Source organism: Ramlibacter aurantiacus (assembly GCF_016722895.1).
GTDB lineage: Bacteria > Pseudomonadota > Gammaproteobacteria > Burkholderiales > Burkholderiaceae_C > Ramlibacter > Ramlibacter aurantiacus.
Genome location: NZ_JAEQNA010000002.1, coordinates 337314 through 354640, shown reverse-complemented (window position 1 = coordinate 354640; position 17327 = coordinate 337314). Strand labels below are relative to the sequence as shown.

18 protein-coding genes are annotated in these 17327 nt (G+C 67.4%); 11 read left to right on the top strand and 7 right to left on the bottom strand.

Annotated features, from left to right (window positions below):
- Positions 1-97 precede the first annotated feature (97 nt).
- From JI739_RS09475 to JI739_RS09450, 6 genes are read left to right on the top strand one after another with little or no spacing between them, the layout of a single operon-like run.
- A complete protein-coding gene (locus JI739_RS09475; RefSeq protein WP_201683638.1) occupies positions 98-1243 on the top strand; it encodes a S1C family serine protease in 1146 nt (381 codons plus the stop codon).
- Positions 1244-1252: 9 nt separating this feature from the next.
- Positions 1253-2188, top strand: a complete 936-nt coding sequence (locus JI739_RS09470; RefSeq protein ID WP_201683637.1) for a cation diffusion facilitator family transporter — start codon at positions 1253-1255, stop codon at positions 2186-2188.
- Positions 2189-2221: 33 nt separating this feature from the next.
- Positions 2222-2911 carry a 4'-phosphopantetheinyl transferase family protein gene (locus JI739_RS09465; RefSeq protein WP_201683636.1) on the top strand — a complete coding sequence of 230 codons (690 nt, stop codon included), beginning with the start codon at positions 2222-2224 and terminating at the stop codon, positions 2909-2911.
- Positions 2908-3672 carry a leucyl/phenylalanyl-tRNA--protein transferase gene (gene aat, locus JI739_RS09460; protein ID WP_201683635.1) on the top strand — a complete coding sequence of 255 codons (765 nt, stop codon included), beginning with the start codon at positions 2908-2910 and terminating at the stop codon, positions 3670-3672. Before JI739_RS09465 ends, aat begins: the two co-directional genes overlap by 4 nt.
- Positions 3669-4424: an arginyltransferase gene (locus tag JI739_RS09455; protein WP_201683634.1), complete on the top strand. Its 756-nt coding sequence runs from the start codon at positions 3669-3671 to the stop codon at positions 4422-4424. Before aat ends, JI739_RS09455 begins: the two co-directional genes overlap by 4 nt.
- 39 nt (positions 4425-4463) lie before the next feature.
- Complete coding sequence (locus tag JI739_RS09450) at positions 4464-5258, top strand: IclR family transcriptional regulator (protein WP_201683633.1); 795 nt, start codon at positions 4464-4466, stop codon at positions 5256-5258.
- 51 nt (positions 5259-5309) lie between these two features.
- Here the strand turns inward: JI739_RS09450 and JI739_RS09445 are convergent, their stop codons facing one another.
- From JI739_RS09445 to JI739_RS09415, 7 genes are all read right to left on the bottom strand, one after another.
- Positions 5310-6308 (bottom strand): serine hydrolase, encoded by a 999-nt coding sequence (locus JI739_RS09445; RefSeq protein WP_201683632.1) that lies wholly within the window; start codon positions 6306-6308, stop codon positions 5310-5312.
- Between the two features lie 141 nt (positions 6309-6449).
- Positions 6450-7988, bottom strand: coding sequence for a 2-isopropylmalate synthase (locus tag JI739_RS09440; RefSeq protein ID WP_201683631.1), 1539 nt, complete (start codon positions 7986-7988; stop codon positions 6450-6452).
- Entirely contained in the window at positions 7973-9667 is a 1695-nt protein-coding gene (gene leuA / locus JI739_RS09435; RefSeq protein WP_201683630.1) for a 2-isopropylmalate synthase, read from the bottom strand. Before leuA ends, JI739_RS09440 begins: the two co-directional genes overlap by 16 nt.
- A 176-nt stretch (positions 9668-9843) precedes the next feature.
- The gene (gene pssA, locus JI739_RS09430) at positions 9844-10662 is read right to left on the bottom strand and encodes a CDP-diacylglycerol--serine O-phosphatidyltransferase (RefSeq protein WP_201683629.1); all 819 of its coding nucleotides are present in this window, start codon (positions 10660-10662) and stop codon (positions 9844-9846) included.
- A 130-nt stretch (positions 10663-10792) separates the two neighbouring features.
- Positions 10793-11809, bottom strand: a complete 1017-nt coding sequence (gene ilvC / locus JI739_RS09425) for a ketol-acid reductoisomerase (RefSeq protein WP_201683628.1) — start codon at positions 11807-11809, stop codon at positions 10793-10795.
- 108 nt (positions 11810-11917) lie between these two features.
- Positions 11918-12409: an acetolactate synthase small subunit gene (gene ilvN / locus JI739_RS09420; RefSeq protein ID WP_201683627.1), complete on the bottom strand. Its 492-nt coding sequence runs from the start codon at positions 12407-12409 to the stop codon at positions 11918-11920.
- Positions 12410-12514: 105 nt separating this feature from the next.
- Positions 12515-14287, bottom strand: coding sequence for an acetolactate synthase 3 catalytic subunit (locus JI739_RS09415; RefSeq protein ID WP_201683626.1), 1773 nt, complete (start codon positions 14285-14287; stop codon positions 12515-12517).
- 264 nt (positions 14288-14551) lie between these two features.
- On the opposite strand from JI739_RS09415, the gene JI739_RS09410 reads away from it, so the two are divergent.
- The 5 genes from JI739_RS09410 to JI739_RS09390 are packed head-to-tail and all read left to right on the top strand — an operon-like array spanning position 14552 to position 17296.
- A complete protein-coding gene (locus tag JI739_RS09410; RefSeq protein WP_201683625.1) occupies positions 14552-15118 on the top strand; it encodes an RNA polymerase sigma factor in 567 nt (188 codons plus the stop codon).
- Positions 15115-15540: a DUF3619 family protein gene (locus JI739_RS09405; RefSeq protein ID WP_201683624.1), complete on the top strand. Its 426-nt coding sequence runs from the start codon at positions 15115-15117 to the stop codon at positions 15538-15540. Before JI739_RS09410 ends, JI739_RS09405 begins: the two co-directional genes overlap by 4 nt.
- An 18-nt stretch (positions 15541-15558) precedes the next feature.
- Positions 15559-16173, top strand: a complete 615-nt coding sequence (locus JI739_RS09400; RefSeq protein WP_201683748.1) for a DUF3106 domain-containing protein — start codon at positions 15559-15561, stop codon at positions 16171-16173.
- A gap of 2 nt (positions 16174-16175) precedes the next feature.
- Complete coding sequence (locus JI739_RS09395) at positions 16176-16712, top strand: RDD family protein (RefSeq protein WP_354003701.1); 537 nt, start codon at positions 16176-16178, stop codon at positions 16710-16712.
- The gene (locus tag JI739_RS09390; protein ID WP_201683622.1) at positions 16709-17296 is read left to right on the top strand and encodes an LOG family protein; all 588 of its coding nucleotides are present in this window, start codon (positions 16709-16711) and stop codon (positions 17294-17296) included. Before JI739_RS09395 ends, JI739_RS09390 begins: the two co-directional genes overlap by 4 nt.
- The last annotated feature ends 31 nt before the right edge of the window (positions 17297-17327 follow it).

The following is a 17327-nucleotide window of genomic DNA, read 5'->3' as shown; positions in this document are numbered from 1 at the left end:
GGCGCCGCCACGGCGCGACTGATTGCCGATATGCTGCGTTTGCACTTCGTGCAGGTCACCTCCCGCAAGCATCGACAGACCATCCGCCGCACCTTCGATGAAGCGACTCTGGCTCTTGTTCTCGCAGGCCGTCACCGTTTTCCTGGCCCTGGTCCTGGTCGCGCTGGTGTTCAAGCCGGACTGGCAGCCGGGGGCACCCATGCCGTCGTCCAGCGGCCCGGTCACGCTGCAGACCGCGCCACCCGTTGCGCTGAGCGGCTCTGCACTGTCGAGCTTGCGCGGTCCGGCGCAGCGGGCATCGCCGGCGGTGGTGAGCATCAACACCGCCCGGGGCATGGACTCCACCAATCCGTGGCGGCGCTATTTCTACGGCCGGCAGAACGAACAGGCACCGGCGGGGCTGGGCAGCGGGGTGATCGTGAGCCCGGAGGGCTACGTGCTGACCAACCACCATGTCATCGAAGGCGCCGACCTGATCGAGGTGGTGCTCAACGACGACCGCCGCGCGCAAGCCCGCCTGGTGGGCACCGACCCGGAGAGCGACCTGGCCGTGCTGAAGATCGAGCTCGAGGGGCTGCCCGCGATCACCCTGGGCAACTCCGACGAGCTGCGCGTGGGCGACCTGGTGCTGGCCATCGGCAATCCGTTCGGCGTGGGGCAGACCGTGACCAGCGGCATCGTGAGCGCGGTGGGCCGCAATGAGCTGGGCATCAACATCTTCGAGGACTTCATCCAGACCGATGCCGCCATCAACCCCGGCAACTCGGGTGGCGCCCTGGTCGATTCGCGCGGCTACCTGGTGGGCATCAACACGGCCATTTATTCGCGCTCGGGCGGGCACATGGGCATCGGCTTCGCCATTCCGGTGTCCACCGCGCGCATGGTGCTGGAGAGCATCGTCAAGGAAGGCCGCGTCACCCGCGGCTGGATCGGCGTGCAGACGATCGAGCTCACACCCGACGTGGCCCGCACCCTGCAGAGCCGCGTGCGCGAGGGCGTGGCCATCACCGGCGTGGTCCAGGGCGGCCCTGCCGACGCCGCCGGGCTGCGCGTGGGCGACGTGGTGCAAGCCGTGGGCGACAAGAAGATCCGATCCACGCACGAGCTGCTCAGTGCCGTGTCGGCCCTGCGGCCGGGTACGCCCGTGCGTTTCGAGGTGAACCGGCGGGACGAACGGGTCGAGCTGACCGTCACGCCTGGGCGACGGCCGGCCCCGGCCATGGCGCCCGGGCGGGCCAGGTGACCGAGGCGCATGGGACACGATCACGCACATCACCATCACGGCGGCGCCGACCCGCCCACCGGGCGCCTGGCCATCGCACTGGCGCTGACCTGCACGGTGCTGCTGATCGAGCTGGTCGGCGCCTGGGTGTCGGGCAGCCTGGCCTTGCTGTCCGATGCCGCGCACATGTTCACCGACGCCGCGGCGCTGGCGATCTCCCTATCCGCGGCGCGGCTGGCCCGGCGACCGGCCGATGCCCGCCGGAGCTTCGGCTACCACCGTTTCGAGGTGCTGGCCGCTGCCCTGAATGCCGTGCTGCTGCTGCTGGCGGCCGGCTACATCCTGGTCGAGTCGGTGCGGCGTGCCTTCGAGCCGCCGGAGGTGGCCACCGCCGTCATGGGCGGCGTGGCGGTGCTGGGCCTGCTGACCAACCTGGCCGCCATGGCCCTGCTGCACGGCGACAAGGACACCAGCCTCAATCTGCGCGGTGCCTACCTGGAGGTGTGGAGCGACATGCTGGGTTCGCTGGGGGTGATCGTGGCGGCCATGGTGATCCACTTCACCGGCTGGCAGTGGGTGGACGCGCTGGTGGCCGCGGCGATCGGGCTGTGGGTGCTGCCGCGCTCGTGGCAGCTGTTGCGCGCCAGCACCCATGTGCTGCTGGAGGGCACGCCCGAGCACATCGAACCCGAGGCGGTGGAGCAGGACCTGCTGGCCGCCTCGGGCGTCGGCAGCGTGCACGACCTGCACGTGTGGTCGCTGGGAACCCGCACCATCAGCCTGAGCGTGCACGTGGTGGTGACCGAGGGCGTGGCCGACATGGACGCCATGCTCGAGAGCCTGCGCTCACGCCTGGCGAGCCACTTCGGCATCCACCACAGCACCGTGCAGCTCGAGCGCGTGCCCTGCCACCAGGCCCGCACGCCGCACAGCTTCGAGCCGGGGCACGCCCACCCGCCGCACTGAGGCGGCACCGGGGCGCTGTCGATAATCGGCCGCATGGAGCTCTGGCACGTTCCCCTGCGGATCACCGCCGACACCGCCGATCGGGTGCAGGCATGCCTGGACGCGACCGAGCGGGGCCGGGCCGCGCGCTTCCGCAGGCCGGCCGATCGGCTGGCCTATATCGCGGCGCACGTGGCGCTGCGCAGCCTGCTCGCCCGCAAGCTCGGCCGCCAGCCGCACGAGTTGCGCTTCGTCGGCGGCGCCGAAGGCAAGCCGGCGCTGGCGCCGCCCCACGACGCGCTCGAATTCAACCTCTCTCACTCGGCCGGCTTCGGCCTGGTGGGGCTGGCGGAGTCGAGGCCGGTGGGCGTGGACATCGAGGCCTGGGACGTTGGTGCAGTGGCGGTGCAGGGCGAGGACAGCCTCGATGCCGTGCTCAGCCCCGCCGAGCGCGAGGCGATCGCGGCCTGCGATCCGGCAAGCCGGCCGCTCGCGCGGCTGCGCTGCTGGGTGCGCAAGGAGGCGCTGCTCAAGGCGGCGGGGTGCGGGTTGTCCGACGAGGTGCGGCAGGTCAGCGTGGACGTCGGCGCCGAGGCCCGCCTGCTGGCGTCCACCCATGCGCGCCTTCGGCAAGGCGACTGGTCGGTGCGCGCGTTCGAGCAGGCGGGCTCGTGGAGCGCTGCGGTCGCCACCGGCGGCGCGATGCCGCCGGTGACGATCCACCACTGGACCTGGTCCGCATGACGCCTCGCCGCCAGCCACCGCTGCCCTGGCTGGAGCCGGGCGATCCGTTTCCCGATCCGAGCCTGGCCTGGGGACCGGCCGCGCCGGCGCCGGGATTGCTTGCCGCGGGCGGCACGCTCGACGTCGACACGCTGCTGCGCGCCTACCGCCACGGCATCTTCCCCTGGTTCAGCGAGGGCCAGCCGATCCTCTGGTGGAGCACCGATCCGCGCATGGTGCTGTTCCCGGGCGAGTTCCGGCTTCACCGTTCGCTGCGCAAGACGCTGCAGCGCTTCGTGCAGGCGCCCGGCTGCGAGCTGCGTTTCGACAGCGACTTTCCGGCGGTGATCCGGGCCTGCGCCGGCAGCCCGCGCGAGGGCCAGTCGGGCACCTGGATCGTGCCGGCCATGGTGCAGGCCTACGAGGCGCTGCACCATGCCGGCTGGGCGCACAGCGTGGAGACCTGGATCGACGGCGAACTGGCGGGCGGCCTCTATTGCCTGGGCATCGGCCGCGCGGTGTTCGGCGAATCCATGTTCACCCGGGTGCCGGACGCCTCGAAGATTGCCCTGGCGGGCCTGGTCGCCTTCTGCCGGGCGCAAGGCGTGGAGCTGATCGATTGCCAGCAGAACACGCGGCACCTGGCCTCCCTGGGCGCGCGGGAAATCGATCGCGCGGCCTTCGTCGCGAGCGTCGCACGGCAGGGCACCGGGCCCGCGCTGCCTTGGCGATTCGACCCCGTATACTGGCGCCAACTTCCGCTCGTGAAGGGCCCAGAGTGACGCTGCTGAAGGATCTTCCTCTCCAGACACTGCAGTTCTATGCGACTGCGCCCTACCCTTGCAGCTACCTCCCCGGCAAGCAGGCCCGCTCCCAGGTCGCGACGCCCAGCCACCTGATCCACAACGACGCGTACTCCGACCTGGTGGTCGGGGGCTTCCGTCGCAGTGGGATGTTCACCTACCGACCGTATTGCGACGGCTGCAAGGCCTGCGTTCCGCTGCGCGTGCTGGCCCATGAATTCAGTCCGGATCGAAGCCAGCGGCGCGCTTGGCGGCGACACCGCAACCTGCAGGCCCGGGTGCTCAAGCTGTGCTTCGTGCCCGAGCATTACCAGCTGTACCTGCGCTACCAGAGCGGCCGGCATTGCGGCGGCGGCATGGACCACGACAGCATCGACCAGTACACGCAGTTCCTGCTGCAAAGCCGGGTCAACTCCCGACTGGTGGAGTTCCGCGAGACGCAGGCCGATGGCAGTCCGGGTGCGCTGCGAATGGTGTCCATCCTCGACGTGCTGGGCGACGGCCTCTCGGCCGTGTACACCTTCTACGAACCCGATGCAGCGGCCAGCTACGGCACCTATAGCGTGCTGTGGCAGGTGGAGCAGGCGCGCCAGCTCGGGCTGCCGCACGTGTACCTGGGCTACTGGATCCAGGAGAGCCCGAAGATGAACTACAAGTCGCGCTTCCGCCCCTTCGAGGTGCTGCGCGACGGCGTCTGGACGCCTGCCACGCCCGCCGATCCGGCCTACTGATTTTCACAACGTAAAATGGGGCCACACGACTGGAGCCCCATGAAACACGCCGACAGACCCAAGGCCGTCACGCCGACCATCCAGGTGATCGAGCGCATGTTCGCGCTGATCGACGTGCTGGCTTCCCGCGAGGAGCCGGTGCCGCTCAAGGAGATCGCCGAGCGGACCGGGCTGCACCCGTCGACCACCCACCGCATCCTGAACGACCTGGCGGTCGGCCGCTTCGTCGACCGGCCGGAGGCCGGCAGCTACCGGCTGGGCATGCGGCTGCTGGAACTGGGCAACCTGGTCAAGGCCCGGCTCAACGTGCGCGACGCGGCTTTGGGCCCGATGCGCGAGCTGCACCGGCAGATCCAGCAACCGGTGAACCTCAGCATGCGACAGGGCGACGAGATCGTTTACATCGAGCGGGCCTACAGCGAACGCTCCGGCATGCAGGTCGTGCGCGCCATCGGGGCTCGCGCCCCGCTGCACCTCACCTCCACGGGCAAGCTGTTCCTGGCGGCCGACGATCCGCAGCGGGTGCGCGCGTATGCCACCCGCACCGGCTTGGCCGGCCATACCCGCAACAGCATCACGCAGCTGCCGGTGCTCGAGCGTGAACTCGCCAAGGCTCGCCAATACGGTATGGCCCGGGACAACGAGGAACTGGAACTGGGCGTGCGCTGCATGGCCGCCGGCATCTACGATGACCAAGACCGCCTGGTGGCCGGGCTGTCGATCTCGGCGCCGGCCGACCGGCTGGACGAGAGCTGGCTGGCCAAGTTGCAGGCTACGGCCAAGGAAATCTCCAACGCGCTGGGGCACCGGCCGCCCAGCCTGCGCGTGGCTTGAAACGGCAAACGGCCCATCGGGGCCGTTTGTCTCGAGGTGGGGCGCGACAGCTCAGCGCGACAAGGCCATGCCCTGGCCCGAGGACGCGTGGTTTTCCACCCAGCGCCGCACGCGCTCGGCGTCGGCGATCCGGTTGAGTTTGCCGGCCGAGTCGAGGAACACCATGATCAGCTTGCGGCCGGCGATCTGCGCCTGCATCACGAGGCACTGGCCGGCCTCGGAGATGTAGCCGGTCTTCTGCAGGCCGATCTCCCAATCGGGATGCTTGACCAGCCGATTGGTGTTGTTGTACTGCAGCGTGTGCTTGCCCACGGCGACCTGGTAACTGGGCGAGGTGGAGTACTCGCGCAGGAGCGGGTCGGCGGACGCGGCATGCACCAGCAGCGCCAGGTCCTTGGCGCTGGACTGGTTGCGGCTGGACAAGCCGGTGGGCTCGACATACGTGGTGGTCAGCATGCCCAGTTGCTGCGCCTTCGCGTTCATCTTCTCGACGAAGACCGCGAGACCGCCCGGATAGGTACGCCCGAGCGCATTGGCCGCGCGGTTCTCGCTGGACATGAGCGCCAAATGGAGCGCCTCGGCGCGGGTGAGCTGCGTGCCCACGCGAAGCCGCGAACCGCTCCATTTTTCAGTATCGACGTCGTCCTGGGTGATGGTGATCACCTCGTCCATCGGCAACCTGGCCTCGCTGATGACGATGCCCGTCATCAGCTTGGTCAGCGAGGCGATGGGCAGCACCGCGGATTGATTCTTGGACAGCAGCACTTCGTGGGTGTCCTGGTCGATGACCAGGGCCACGGCGGACTTCAGGTCGAGTTCATCCTGCGTGGCGTGCAAGCCGGCCAATTGCGCGTAGGACACACGGGCGGGGGCCGCTGCACTTGGGGCGACGGCACGCGCCCTCACTGCGACGCGCTTGGCCTTGGCGGCCACCTTCTTCTTGACGACCGTCGGCTTCTTGGGAGCGGCGGTGGCGACGGCTGGCGCGAACCCGCCGAGGATCAGGGCTGCTGCAACAACATGTACAAAACGCTTCAAGTGTTTGGTCATTGCATTTCTTCATTCGGCTATGGCTGGGGGAGACATCCTCTTGCAAATACTGCAAAAGGATTAACTCCGCTTGTTTTATCGCCAATTATCAACGACTTAGGCGCGTTTCCTAAGAACGTTTCCGAATTATAGATATTGCAACTAACCTTGTGCAGCCACCCGATCAGCTTTACTTTGTAACTTGTTCAAAGCACTTAGATACGCCTTGGCAGATGCCACGACGATGTCCGGATCGGCGCCCACCCCGTTGACCACGCGTCCGGCGTCCTGCAGACGCACGGTCACTTCGCCCTGGCTCTCGGTGGAGCCGCTGATCGCGTTCACCGAATAAAGCACCATCTCGGCTCCGCTTCGCACATGGCTCTCGATGGCCTTGAGGGAAGCGTCCACCGGGCCATTGCCGTCGGACTCGCCCCTGACCTCCTTGCCGTCCATGGTGAAGACGATGCTGGCGTGCGGGCGCTCGCCGGTCTCGCTGTGCTGCGACAGGGACACGAAGCCGAAGCGCTCCTGGTGTGCCGCCGTGTCCTCTGCGATCACCAGGGCGAGGATGTCCTCGTCGAAGATCTCGCTCTTGCGATCGGCCAGTTCCTTGAAGCGGGCGAAAGCGGCGTTGACCTCGGATTCGCTCTCCAGTTGGACACCCAGGTCCTGCAGGCGCTGCTTGAACGCGTTGCGCCCGGAGAGCTTGCCCAGCACGATCTTGTTGGCCGACCAGCCCACGTCCTCGGCGCGCATGATCTCGTAGGTGTCGCGCGCCTTGAGCACGCCATCCTGGTGGATGCCGCTCGCGTGGGCGAACGCATTGGCGCCCACCACGGCCTTGTTCGGCTGGACCACGAAGCCGGTGGTCTGGCTGACCATGCGGCTGGCGGGCACGATGTGCCGCGTGTCGATGTTCACGTCCAGCCCGAAGTAGTCGCGGCGCGTGCGGACCGCCATCACGACCTCTTCGAGCGCGCAATTGCCGGCCCGCTCGCCCAGTCCGTTGATCGTGCACTCCACCTGCCGCGCGCCGCCGATCTTCACCCCGGCCAACGAATTGGCCACGGCCATGCCCAGGTCGTTGTGGCAATGCACCGACCAGATCGCCCGGTCCGAATTGGGGACACGCTCACGCAGCTGGCGGATGAAGTGGCCATACAGCTCGGGCACCGCATAGCCCACGGTGTCAGGCACGTTGATGGTGGTGGCCCCTTCGGCGATGACAGCCTCGAGCACCCGGCAGAGGAAATCGGGATCGCTGCGATAGCCGTCCTCGGGCGAAAACTCGATGTCGGCGCAAAGGTTGCGCGCGAAGCGCACCGAAAGCCGCGCCTGCTCGAGCACCTGCTCGGGCGTCATGCGCAGCTTCTTCTCCATGTGCAGCGCCGAGGTGGCGATGAACGTGTGGATGCGCGCACGCTCGGCGCTCGCCAGGGCCTGGGCGGCGCGCGAGATGTCGCGGTCGTTCGCCCGAGCCAGCGAGCACACCGTGCTGTCCTTGATGGACTGCGCGATCGCCTGCACGGCCTCGAAGTCGCCGTTGGAGCTGGCGGCGAAGCCGGCCTCGATCACGTCCACCTTCAGGCGCTCGAGCTGCCGCGCGATGCGCAGCTTCTCCTCCTTGGTCATGGAAGCGCCGGGCGATTGCTCGCCGTCGCGCAGGGTGGTGTCGAAGATGATCAGTTGGTCTGGCATGCGCCCTCTCCTTGGTGGCGCCGCGCGCGAGCGCGCTCGACACCGCTCATGATGGCCTTGAGCGAGGCCGAGACGATGTTCGCATCGATGCCGACGCCGAACAAGGTCTGCTCGCCCACCCGCAGCTCCAGGTAGGCCACGGCCTGGGCGCTCGCGCCCTCGCCCACCGCATGCTCGTGGTAGTCGAGCACGCGCACGGCTTCACCCGTGGCCTGCTGCAGGCCGGCCACGAAGCCGTCGATGGGGCCGTTGCCGGCGCCGCTGATCTCGAGGCCTTCGCCCCCCAGCTCGACCCGGGCCAGGACGTGTACCTGCCGGGACGAGCCGGCCTCGGCAGCCTCCACCTGGTGCGCCGGCGCCTGGATGCGCTTGGTGCCGTATTCGCGCTCGAACAAATCGAAGATCTGCGCCGCCGACAGCTCCTTGCCGGTGGCGTCCATCACGCCCTGCACCACCTGGCTGAACTCGATCTGCAGCCGGCGCGGCAACTCCAGCCCGTACTCGTTTTCGAGCAGGTAGGCGATGCCGCCCTTGCCCGATTGGCTGTTCACGCGGATCACCGCCTCGTAGCTGCGGCCGAGGTCCTTGGGATCGAGCGGCAGGTAGGGCATGTCCCAGATATCGCCTTCGCGGCGCGCGGCGAACGCCTTCTTGATCGCGTCCTGGTGCGAACCGGAGAATGACGTGTAGACCAGGTCACCCGCATAGGGGTGGCGCGGATGCACCGGCAGCTGGTTGCAGTATTCAACCGTCCGGCGGATCTCGTCGATGTCGGAGAAGTCCAGGCCGGGATCGACGCCCTGCGTGTAGAGGTTCAGCGCGACGTTGACCAGGTCGAGGTTGCCGGTGCGCTCACCATTGCCGAACAGGCAGCCCTCGAGCCGGTCCGCGCCGGCCATCACCGCGAACTCGCCGGCCGCCGTGCCGGTGCCGCGGTCGTTGTGCGGATGCACCGACAGCACGATGCCCTCGCGCCGCGCCAGGTTGCGGTGCATCCACTCGATCATGTCCGCGAAGATGTTGGGCGTGGAATGCTCCACCGTCGAGGGAAGGTTGATGATGCACGGGCGGCCGGGGCTGGCTTGCCACGCCTCGGTCACCGCGTCGACCACGCGCTTGGCGAAAGGCAACTCGGTGCCCGAGAACATCTCCGGCGAATACTGGAACACCCATTCGGTCTGCGGCTGCGCCGCAGCGAGGCGGTTGAACATGCGGGCGTGGGTGACCGCCAGCTCGACGATGCCGTCTTCGTCCAGGCCCAGCACCACCTTGCGCATCACCGGCGCGGTCGCGTTGTACAGGTGGACGATGGCGCGCCGCGCGCCGCGCACGGCCTCGAACGTGCGCTCGATCAGGTGCTCGCGGGCCTGCGTGAGCACCTGAATGGTGACGTCGCGGGGGACGCGGTCTTCATCGATCAGCCGCCGCAGGAAATCGAATTCGACCTGCGAGGCGGACGGAAATCCGACTTCGATTTCCTTGAATCCGATCTTGACCAGCGCGTTGAACATGCGCAGCTTGCGCTCCACGTCCATCGGCTCGATCAGGGCCTGGTTGCCGTCGCGCAGGTCGACGCTGCACCAGACAGGCGGCCGGCTGATCACGGCATCGGGCCAGGTGCGGTCGGTGAGGTGCACCGGGGAAAACGGACGGTACTTGCTGGCAGGGTTCTTCAACATGGCGTCTTTCCAGGAATTCATGTGAACCAGCAGCCCCAAGCAAAACGGCCCGCTGCTGGTGCATACGGGCCGTCGATCAGGTGATTGCGCGTGCGCTACCGTCTCCGCCCGGGGGGGATTAGCAGTAGGGCCAGCGCAATGCGGTTCATGACGGCCGAATGTAGCACACGGGTCGATTACCGATGCAGCCCACGCTCGTCCGGCTCATCGGTGGATGTACTGATGACGCTGGTCTGTTCGCCCTTTGACTTGCGCCAGATGTAGACCACATACCCCGAGATGCCGTAGACCACGAAGAGGGCGAACAGGACCACGGGCGGATCGATGTTGATGATGGCGATGGCCAGTGCCATGAGCACGATCACCGCAAAGGGCACCGAGCGCTTCATGGAGATGTCCTTGAAGCTGTAGAACGGCACGTTGGTGACCATGGTCAGCCCCGCATACAAGGCCAGCGCGAACATGGCCCACGACACCGAGCCGCGCTCGAAGCCATAGTCGTTCAGGAGCCAGATGAAGCCGGTGACCAGGGCCGCCGCCGCGGGCGACGGCAGCCCCTGGAACCATCGCTTGTCGACCACGCCGGTGTTGACGTTGAAGCGCGCCAGTCGCAATGCGGCACAAGCGCAGTAGACGAACGCCGCGATCCAGCCCCAGCGACCCAATCCCCGCAGCGCGTACTCGTAGGCGATCAGGGCCGGCGCCGCGCCGAAGGACACCATGTCGGCGAGCGAATCCATCTGCTCGCCGAAGGCGCTTTGCGTATTGGTCATGCGGGCGACGCGCCCATCGAGGCTGTCCAGCACCATGGCCCCGAACACTCCCGCGGCCGCCAGGTCGAAGCGGCCGTTCATGGCCATCACGACGGCATAGAACCCACCGAAGAGCCCGCCGAGCGTGAACAGGTTCGGAAGGATGTAGATGCCCTTGCGGCGCTTGCGAACCACGACACCATCGGGTGTGTCGGTCGGTTGCGGGTTGGATCCGTCATGCATCTTTTGAGTGTAACCAGGGGCTAGGGCCTGGGTTCCAGGGCCTGGGGAACAGCCGGCACGCGTGTCCTTCTCCCAGCCCCCAGCCCCCAGGCCCTAGCCCCTTGTCGAACGGCCTCGCGGCCGCTGGACATCAGTTGCGCGTCTGGTCGACCAGCTTGTTCTTCGCGATCCAGGGCATCATGGCGCGCAGCTGCGCGCCCACCTTCTCGATGCTGTGCTCGGCGGTGTTGCGGCGACGCGCGGTCATGCTGGGGTAGCCCATGCGGCCCTCCAGGATGAACATCTTGGCGTACTCACCGCTCTGCACCCGCTTGAGGGCATTGCGCATGGCGACGCGCGACTGCTCGTTGATCACCTCGGGGCCGGTCACGTACTCGCCGTACTCCGCGTTGTTGGAGATCGAGTAGTTCATGTTGGCGATGCCGCCTTCGTAGATCAGGTCCACGATGAGCTTGAGCTCGTGCAGGCACTCGAAGTAGGCCATCTCGGGCGCGTAGCCGGCCTCGACCAGGGTCTCGTAACCCATCTTGATCAGCTCGACGGCGCCGCCGCACAGCACGGCCTGCTCGCCGAACAGGTCGGTCTCGGTTTCTTCCTTGAAGTTGGTCTCGATGATGCCGGCCTTGCCGCCGCCGTTGGCCATGGCATAGGACAGGGCCAGGTCACGGGCCTTGCCGCTCTTGTCCTGGTGCACGGCCACCAGGTGCGGCACGCCGCCACCCTGGGTGTAGGTGGAACGCACGGTGTGGCCCGGGGCCTTGGGCGCCACCATCCAGACGTCGAGGTCGGCGCGCGGGACCACCTGGTTGTAGTGCACGTTGAAACCATGGGCGAAGGCCAGCGAGGCGCCTTCGCGGATGTTGGGCTCGACGTTGTTGCGGTACACGTCGCCGATCTGCTCGTCGGGCAGCAGGATCATCACCACGTCGGCGGCCTTCACCGCCTCGTTGACTTCCATCACCGTCAGGCCGGCCTTGCCGACCTTGTCCCAGGACGCGCCGCCCTTGCGCAGGCCCACCACCACCTTCACGCCGCTGTCGTTCAGGTTCTGGGCATGGGCATGGCCTTGCGAGCCGTAGCCGATGATGGCCACCGTCTTGCCCTTGATCAGGCTCAGGTCGCAGTCCTTGTCGTAGAAGACTTTCATTTCTCTCTCTCCGGGTTGAATGGGGTTGGTCGCCGTTCGGCCTGAGCCTGTCGAAGGGCTCGATCGACAGGCTCGATCCGAACGGACGCGACCGAGCCTGGGGATTCTTCAGACGCGCAGGATGCGCTCGCCGCGGCCGATGCCGCTGGCGCCCGTGCGCACCGTCTCGAGGATGGCGGTGCGGTCGATGGCTTCGAGGAAGGCGTCGTTCTTGCCGAGGTCGCCCGTCAGCTCGATGGTGTAGCTCTTGTCGGTCACGTCGATGATGCGGCCGCGGAAGATGTCGGCCATGCGCTTGATCTCCTCGCGCTCCTTGCCGACGGCGCGCACCTTGACCATCATGAGTTCGCGCTCGGTGTAGGCGCCTTCGGTGAGGTCGACCACCTTCACCACCTCGATCAGGCGGTTCAGGTGCTTGGTGATCTGCTCGATCACGTCGTCCGATCCGGAGGTCTGCAGCGTCATGCGCGAAAGGGACGGATCCTCGGTCGGCGCGACGGTCAGCGACTCGATGTTGTAGCCGCGGGCCGAGAACAGGCCGACCACGCGGGACAAGGCGCCCGGCTCGTTCTCGAGCAGGACGGCGATGATGTGCTTCATGGGTTCACTCCTCTTTTCGCCGCCCTCCCCCGCGCACGGTAATGCGCAGGCTCGGCGGGCAATAGATTCGTTGCAGGGACGGGTGGGTGTGGAAAAGGCTGGCCGCTAGAGGTCCTCGGACCCCAACAGCATCTCGGTGATGCCCTTGCCGGCCTGCACCATCGGGAACACGTTCTCGGTGGGGTCGGTGCGGAAGTCCATGAAGACGGTGCGGTCCTTGAGCTTGCGCGCCTCGCGCAGCGCCGGCTCGACATCGCGCGGGTGCTCGATCAGCATGCCGACATGGCCATAGGCCTCGGCCAGCTTCACGAAGTCGGGCAGCGCGTCCATGTAGCTGTGGCTGTAGCGGCCCTCGTAGTCGAGTTCCTGCCACTGCCGCACCATGCCGAGGTAGCGGTTGTTCAGCGACAGCACCTTGATCGGCGTCTTGTACTGCAGGCAGGTGGACAGCTCCTGGATGCACATCTGCACCGAACCCTCGCCGGTCACGCAATACACCTCGGAATCGGGCTTGGCCATCTTGATGCCCATGGCGTACGGGATGCCCACGCCCATGGTGCCCAGTCCGCCCGAGTTGATCCAGCGGCGCGGCTCGTCGAACTTGTAGAACTGCGCGGCCCACATCTGGTGCTGGCCGACGTCGGAGGTGACGTAGGTGTCGACGCCGCGGGTGAGATTCCACAGCGTCTCGATCACGTGCTGCGGCTTGATCACCTGCTGGTTGTTGCGGTCGTAGCGCAGGCAATCGCGCTTGCGCCAGCCCTCGATCGTGTCCCACCAGTCGCCAAGAGCCTGGGTGTCGGGCTTGTGGCCGCCGTCGCGGATCATGCCGATCAGCTCGGTGAGCACGTCCTTGACGTCGCCCACGATCGGGATGTCGACCTTCACCCGCTTGGAGATGCTCGACGGATCGATGTCGATATGGATGATCTTGCGTTCGTTCTGCCCGAAGTGCTTGGGGTTGCCGATCACGCGGTCGTCGAAGCGCGCACCCACGGCCAGCAGCACGTCGCAGTTCTGCATGGCGTTATTGGCTTCCAGGGTGCCGTGCATGCCCAGCATGCCCAGGAACTTGGGATCGGTGCCCGGGTAGGCGCCCAGGCCCATGAGCGTGTTGGTGCAGGGGTAACCCAGCATGTCCACGAGCTGCCGCAGTTCGGCCGTGGCATTGGCCAGGATCACACCGCCGCCGGTATAGATGTAGGGCCGCTTGGCCGCCATCAGCAGCTGCAGCGCCTTGCGGATCTGGCCGGAGTGCCCCTTGCGCACCGGGTTGTACGAGCGCATCTCGACCTTGGCCGGATAGCCGGTCCAGGCGGTCTTGTTGAACGAGACGTCCTTGGGGATGTCCACCACCACCGGACCGGGTCGGCCGCTGCGGGCGATGTGGAAGGCCTTGCGCATGACGTCGGCCAGTTGCCGCACGTCCTTGACCAGGAAGTTGTGCTTGACGATGGGCCGGGTGATGCCGACGGTGTCGCACTCCTGGAAGGCATCGAGGCCGATAGCCGCCGTGGGCACCTGCCCGGTGACGATCACCATCGGGATGCTGTCCATGTAGGCGGTGGCGATGCCGGTGACCGCGTTGGTCACGCCGGGGCCGGAGGTGACCAGGGCCACGCCCACCTCGCCGGTGGCGCGGGCGTAACCGTCGGCCGCGTGCACCGCCGCCTGCTCGTGGCGCACCAGCACGTGCTGGATGGTGTCTTGTTTGTAGAACGCGTCGTAGATGTGCAGCACGGCGCCACCGGGATAGCCCCAGATGTACTTCACGCCTTCGGCCTGCAGCGACTTGACGAGGATTTCGGCGCCCCGCAGGTCCTGCGATGCGGCGCCAGCGGCGGCTGCCGAGGTGATTTCGGCCTTGGAGACTTCCATGATCAACCTTTCGATTTTTCTCTGACGAAAAACGTGGGGTGCCCCTTCGCCCACTCTCGTGAAGCAGCGTCGGGACTTAGAGCACCGGACCATGGGCGGCGGATCGCTGCCGGATCAGGGCTCGTTTGCCTTTTGACTTGCCGGTGCATTATCGCACCGCAGCAAGCCCTGCCAGTGCGCGGCGGATGAGATAATTCCACGCCCCGCCACGGCCGGGCCAGCCCGCGAGCGCGGCACCTTCGAGCAACATCCGCCGCCTTCTCCTTGGCCACCGAACACGAACTTTCGGACTTCCTCAAGAGCGTTGAAAAGCGTGCGTTCAAGCGTTCGCTGTTCCATGTCCGGGACGAGGAAGCTGCGCTCGACATCGTGCAGGACAGCATGATCAAGCTGGCCCAGCACTATGGCGACAAGCCGCCGGCCGAGTTGCCCATGCTGTTCCAGCGCATCCTCACCAACAGCACGCTCGACTGGTTTCGACGCCGCAAGACACGCAATGCGCACGTCACCCGGCTGAGTGATCTGGAGGGACCGGAAGACGGCGGTGAGATCGACTTCCTGGATGCCTACCTGGCCGAGGATCCATCCCAGCGCGTCGAAAGTGCCGAAGATTCGGCACGCCGCATGCAGGTGCTGCGCGAAATCGAGCTTCAGTTGCAGGAGCTGCCGGCGCGTCAACGCGAGGCCTTCCTGCTGCGTTACTGGGAGGAGATGGACGTGGCCGAGACGGCCGCAGCGATGGGCTGCACCGCAGGGAGCGTCAAACAACACTGCTTTCGCGCCATTCAGGCTCTGAGCAAGGCACTGAGGGCCCGGGGGATCAACGCATGAAAACCGACCACGCAAACCGCCGCGACATCGCGGCCGATGCATTCGGCCAACGAGTGGCCGCGCGCCTGGGCGAAGGCATCGACGCCCTGCCCTACGCCACGGCCGAGCGCCTGCGGGCCGCTCGCGAACAGGCCCTGGCCCGGCGCAAGCGCGACGATGTCCGTCCGCTGCGTGTCCAGCAGTCGGCCGGGGCCGACGGGCGCCTGGGCGTGGGCGACCGCGCACTGGGCCTGTGGGGGCGGCTGGTATCGGCCGTGCCGCTGCTCGCCTTGGTGGCGGGACTGGTCGCCATCCAGCTGCTGCAGACCGATGCCCGCGCGCGGCAGGTGGCCGAGGTCGATGCGGCCCTGCTGACCGACGAGCTCCCCCCGGCGGCCTACACCGATCCCGGCTTCCTGGCCTTCCTGCGGCGGGAGCAGTAACGCGTGTCGCCCTGCCGCATGCCGTTCCGTCCTTCGCTGGTGAAGCTGGTCCTCGTCGCCACGCTGGGCGCAGGCTGGGTGGCGGTCCACGCCACCGCGACCGCTCCCGCCACCGCACCGGCGATCGGCGCGGCGCCGGCCAAGGTGGCGCGTCCGGCCAGCCAGCCGGCCTGGGCCGAACTCGATGCCACCCAACGCCGCGCCCTGGCGCCACTGGCCGCCAGCTGGCCTCGCCTGAGCGTGAGCCAGAAGCGCAAGTGGCTGGCGCTGGCCGGCAACTTCGAGGCACTGTCGCCCGAGGAGCGGTCCAAGCTGCACAGCCGCATGACCGAGTGGGCCGCGCTCACGCCGCAGCAGCGCGCCCACGCCCGGCTCAACTTCGGCGAAGCGCAGCAGGTCTCGCCCGACGAGCGAAAGAGCAAGTGGGAGGCCTACCAATCGCTCAGCGCCGAAGAAAAGCGCCGGCTTGCTAACGACGCCAAACGCCGCCCTCCCGCCACGGCCGCGCCCGTCCGGCCGGTATCTCCTGACAAGCTGGCGGTGGTGCCGCGGCCCGATGCGCACGACACCCGAGCCGTGCGCATCGAGGCCCCGGGCCGAGCCGCCGAAAACCCTCCCCTGATCCCGGAATGAATGTGACCCAAGACTCGGGGCCCGTCGCGGCCCGCTCCGACGCGTCCGCGCTGGACCCGCTCACCGCCCCTGGCGTGTGGCGGCGCATGGCCTGCTGGCTGTACGAAGGCGTCCTGCTGTTCGGCGTGCTGGTGGCCGCCGGGCTCGTGTTCAGCATCACCACCCAGATGCGGCACGCGCTGAGCAATCGGCCCCTGTTCATCGCGTTCCTGTTCGTGGTGCTGGGCGTGTACTTCATGTGGTGCTGGGTCCACGGCGAAACCCTGGCCATGCGCACCTGGCGCATCCGCATCGTGGACCGGTACGGCCGGCGCCTGACCTATGGCCGCGCGTTCCTTCGCTACGTCTACAGCTGGATCTGGCTGCTGCCACCGCTGGCGGCGTTCGGAGGCCACCAGCTCGCCATGGGGCCGCTGATGGTCTTCGTCGTCGCATGGGTCGCGTTCTGGGCCTTGCTCAGCCGGATGCATCCGCAGCGCCAGTTCTTGCACGACGTCCTCGCCGGCACCCGGCTGGTGCCCCGGGAGGTGCAGCGATGAACCCGACCTTCTCCATCTGCGTGTACTGCGGCTCGCGCGACGGCGTGGCCGCGCCGTATTTCGACGCGGCACGGGCCGTCGGCCAGTGGATCGGCCAGCGCGGCGGTCAGCTGGTCTACGGCGGCGGCAATCGGGGGCTGATGGGCGCCGCTGCGAGCGCCACCCTGCAAGCCGGCGGGCGGGTCGTGGGCGTGATCCCGCAGGGCCTGGTCGACCGCGAGTTGGCCAAGCGCGACTGCGACGAACTGCATATCGTGAGCAGCATGCACGAGCGCAAGACCATGATGGCCGAGCGCGCCGACGCCTTCCTGGCGCTGCCCGGCGGCATCGGCACCTTCGAGGAGTTCTTCGAGGTCTGGACCTGGCGCCAGCTCGGCTACCACGACAAACCCGTGGGACTGCTCGACGTGAATGGCTATTACGCGCCGCTGCACGCATTCCTGCAGTCGTCCGTGAAGGCTGGCTTCATGAATGCCGACCAGATGGAGCTGATCCGGATCGGGAGCGATCTGCCCGCCATGCTGGAGGGGCTGGTGCGCCAGTCGCGGCGCTCGAGCGGACGCGAGGACCTCTCCAAGACCTGAGGCGGGTTCGTCCCCGCGCAGGTCGGGGGCG

Coding starts and splice junctions, on each gene's coding strand:
- JI739_RS09475 (WP_201683638.1), top strand. CDS start 98: ATGAAGCGACTCTGGCTCTTGTTCTCGCAGGCCGTCACCGTTTTCCTG.
- ilvN (WP_201683627.1), bottom strand. CDS start 12,409: ATGAAGCACATCATCGCCGTCCTGCTCGAGAACGAGCCGGGCGCCTTG.
- JI739_RS09415 (WP_201683626.1), bottom strand. CDS start 14,287: ATGGAAGTCTCCAAGGCCGAAATCACCTCGGCAGCCGCCGCTGGCGCC.
- JI739_RS09470 (WP_201683637.1), top strand. CDS start 1,253: ATGGGACACGATCACGCACATCACCATCACGGCGGCGCCGACCCGCCC.
- leuA (WP_201683630.1), bottom strand. CDS start 9,667: ATGTTGAAGAACCCTGCCAGCAAGTACCGTCCGTTTTCCCCGGTGCAC.
- ilvC (WP_201683628.1), bottom strand. CDS start 11,809: ATGAAAGTCTTCTACGACAAGGACTGCGACCTGAGCCTGATCAAGGGC.
- aat (WP_201683635.1), top strand. CDS start 2,908: ATGACGCCTCGCCGCCAGCCACCGCTGCCCTGGCTGGAGCCGGGCGAT.
- JI739_RS09405 (WP_201683624.1), top strand. CDS start 15,115: ATGAAAACCGACCACGCAAACCGCCGCGACATCGCGGCCGATGCATTC.
- JI739_RS09465 (WP_201683636.1), top strand. CDS start 2,222: ATGGAGCTCTGGCACGTTCCCCTGCGGATCACCGCCGACACCGCCGAT.
- JI739_RS09400 (WP_201683748.1), top strand. CDS start 15,559: ATGCCGTTCCGTCCTTCGCTGGTGAAGCTGGTCCTCGTCGCCACGCTG.
- JI739_RS09450 (WP_201683633.1), top strand. CDS start 4,464: ATGAAACACGCCGACAGACCCAAGGCCGTCACGCCGACCATCCAGGTG.
- JI739_RS09445 (WP_201683632.1), bottom strand. CDS start 6,308: ATGACCAAACACTTGAAGCGTTTTGTACATGTTGTTGCAGCAGCCCTG.
- JI739_RS09390 (WP_201683622.1), top strand. CDS start 16,709: ATGAACCCGACCTTCTCCATCTGCGTGTACTGCGGCTCGCGCGACGGC.
- JI739_RS09440 (WP_201683631.1), bottom strand. CDS start 7,988: ATGCCAGACCAACTGATCATCTTCGACACCACCCTGCGCGACGGCGAG.
- pssA (WP_201683629.1), bottom strand. CDS start 10,662: ATGCATGACGGATCCAACCCGCAACCGACCGACACACCCGATGGTGTC.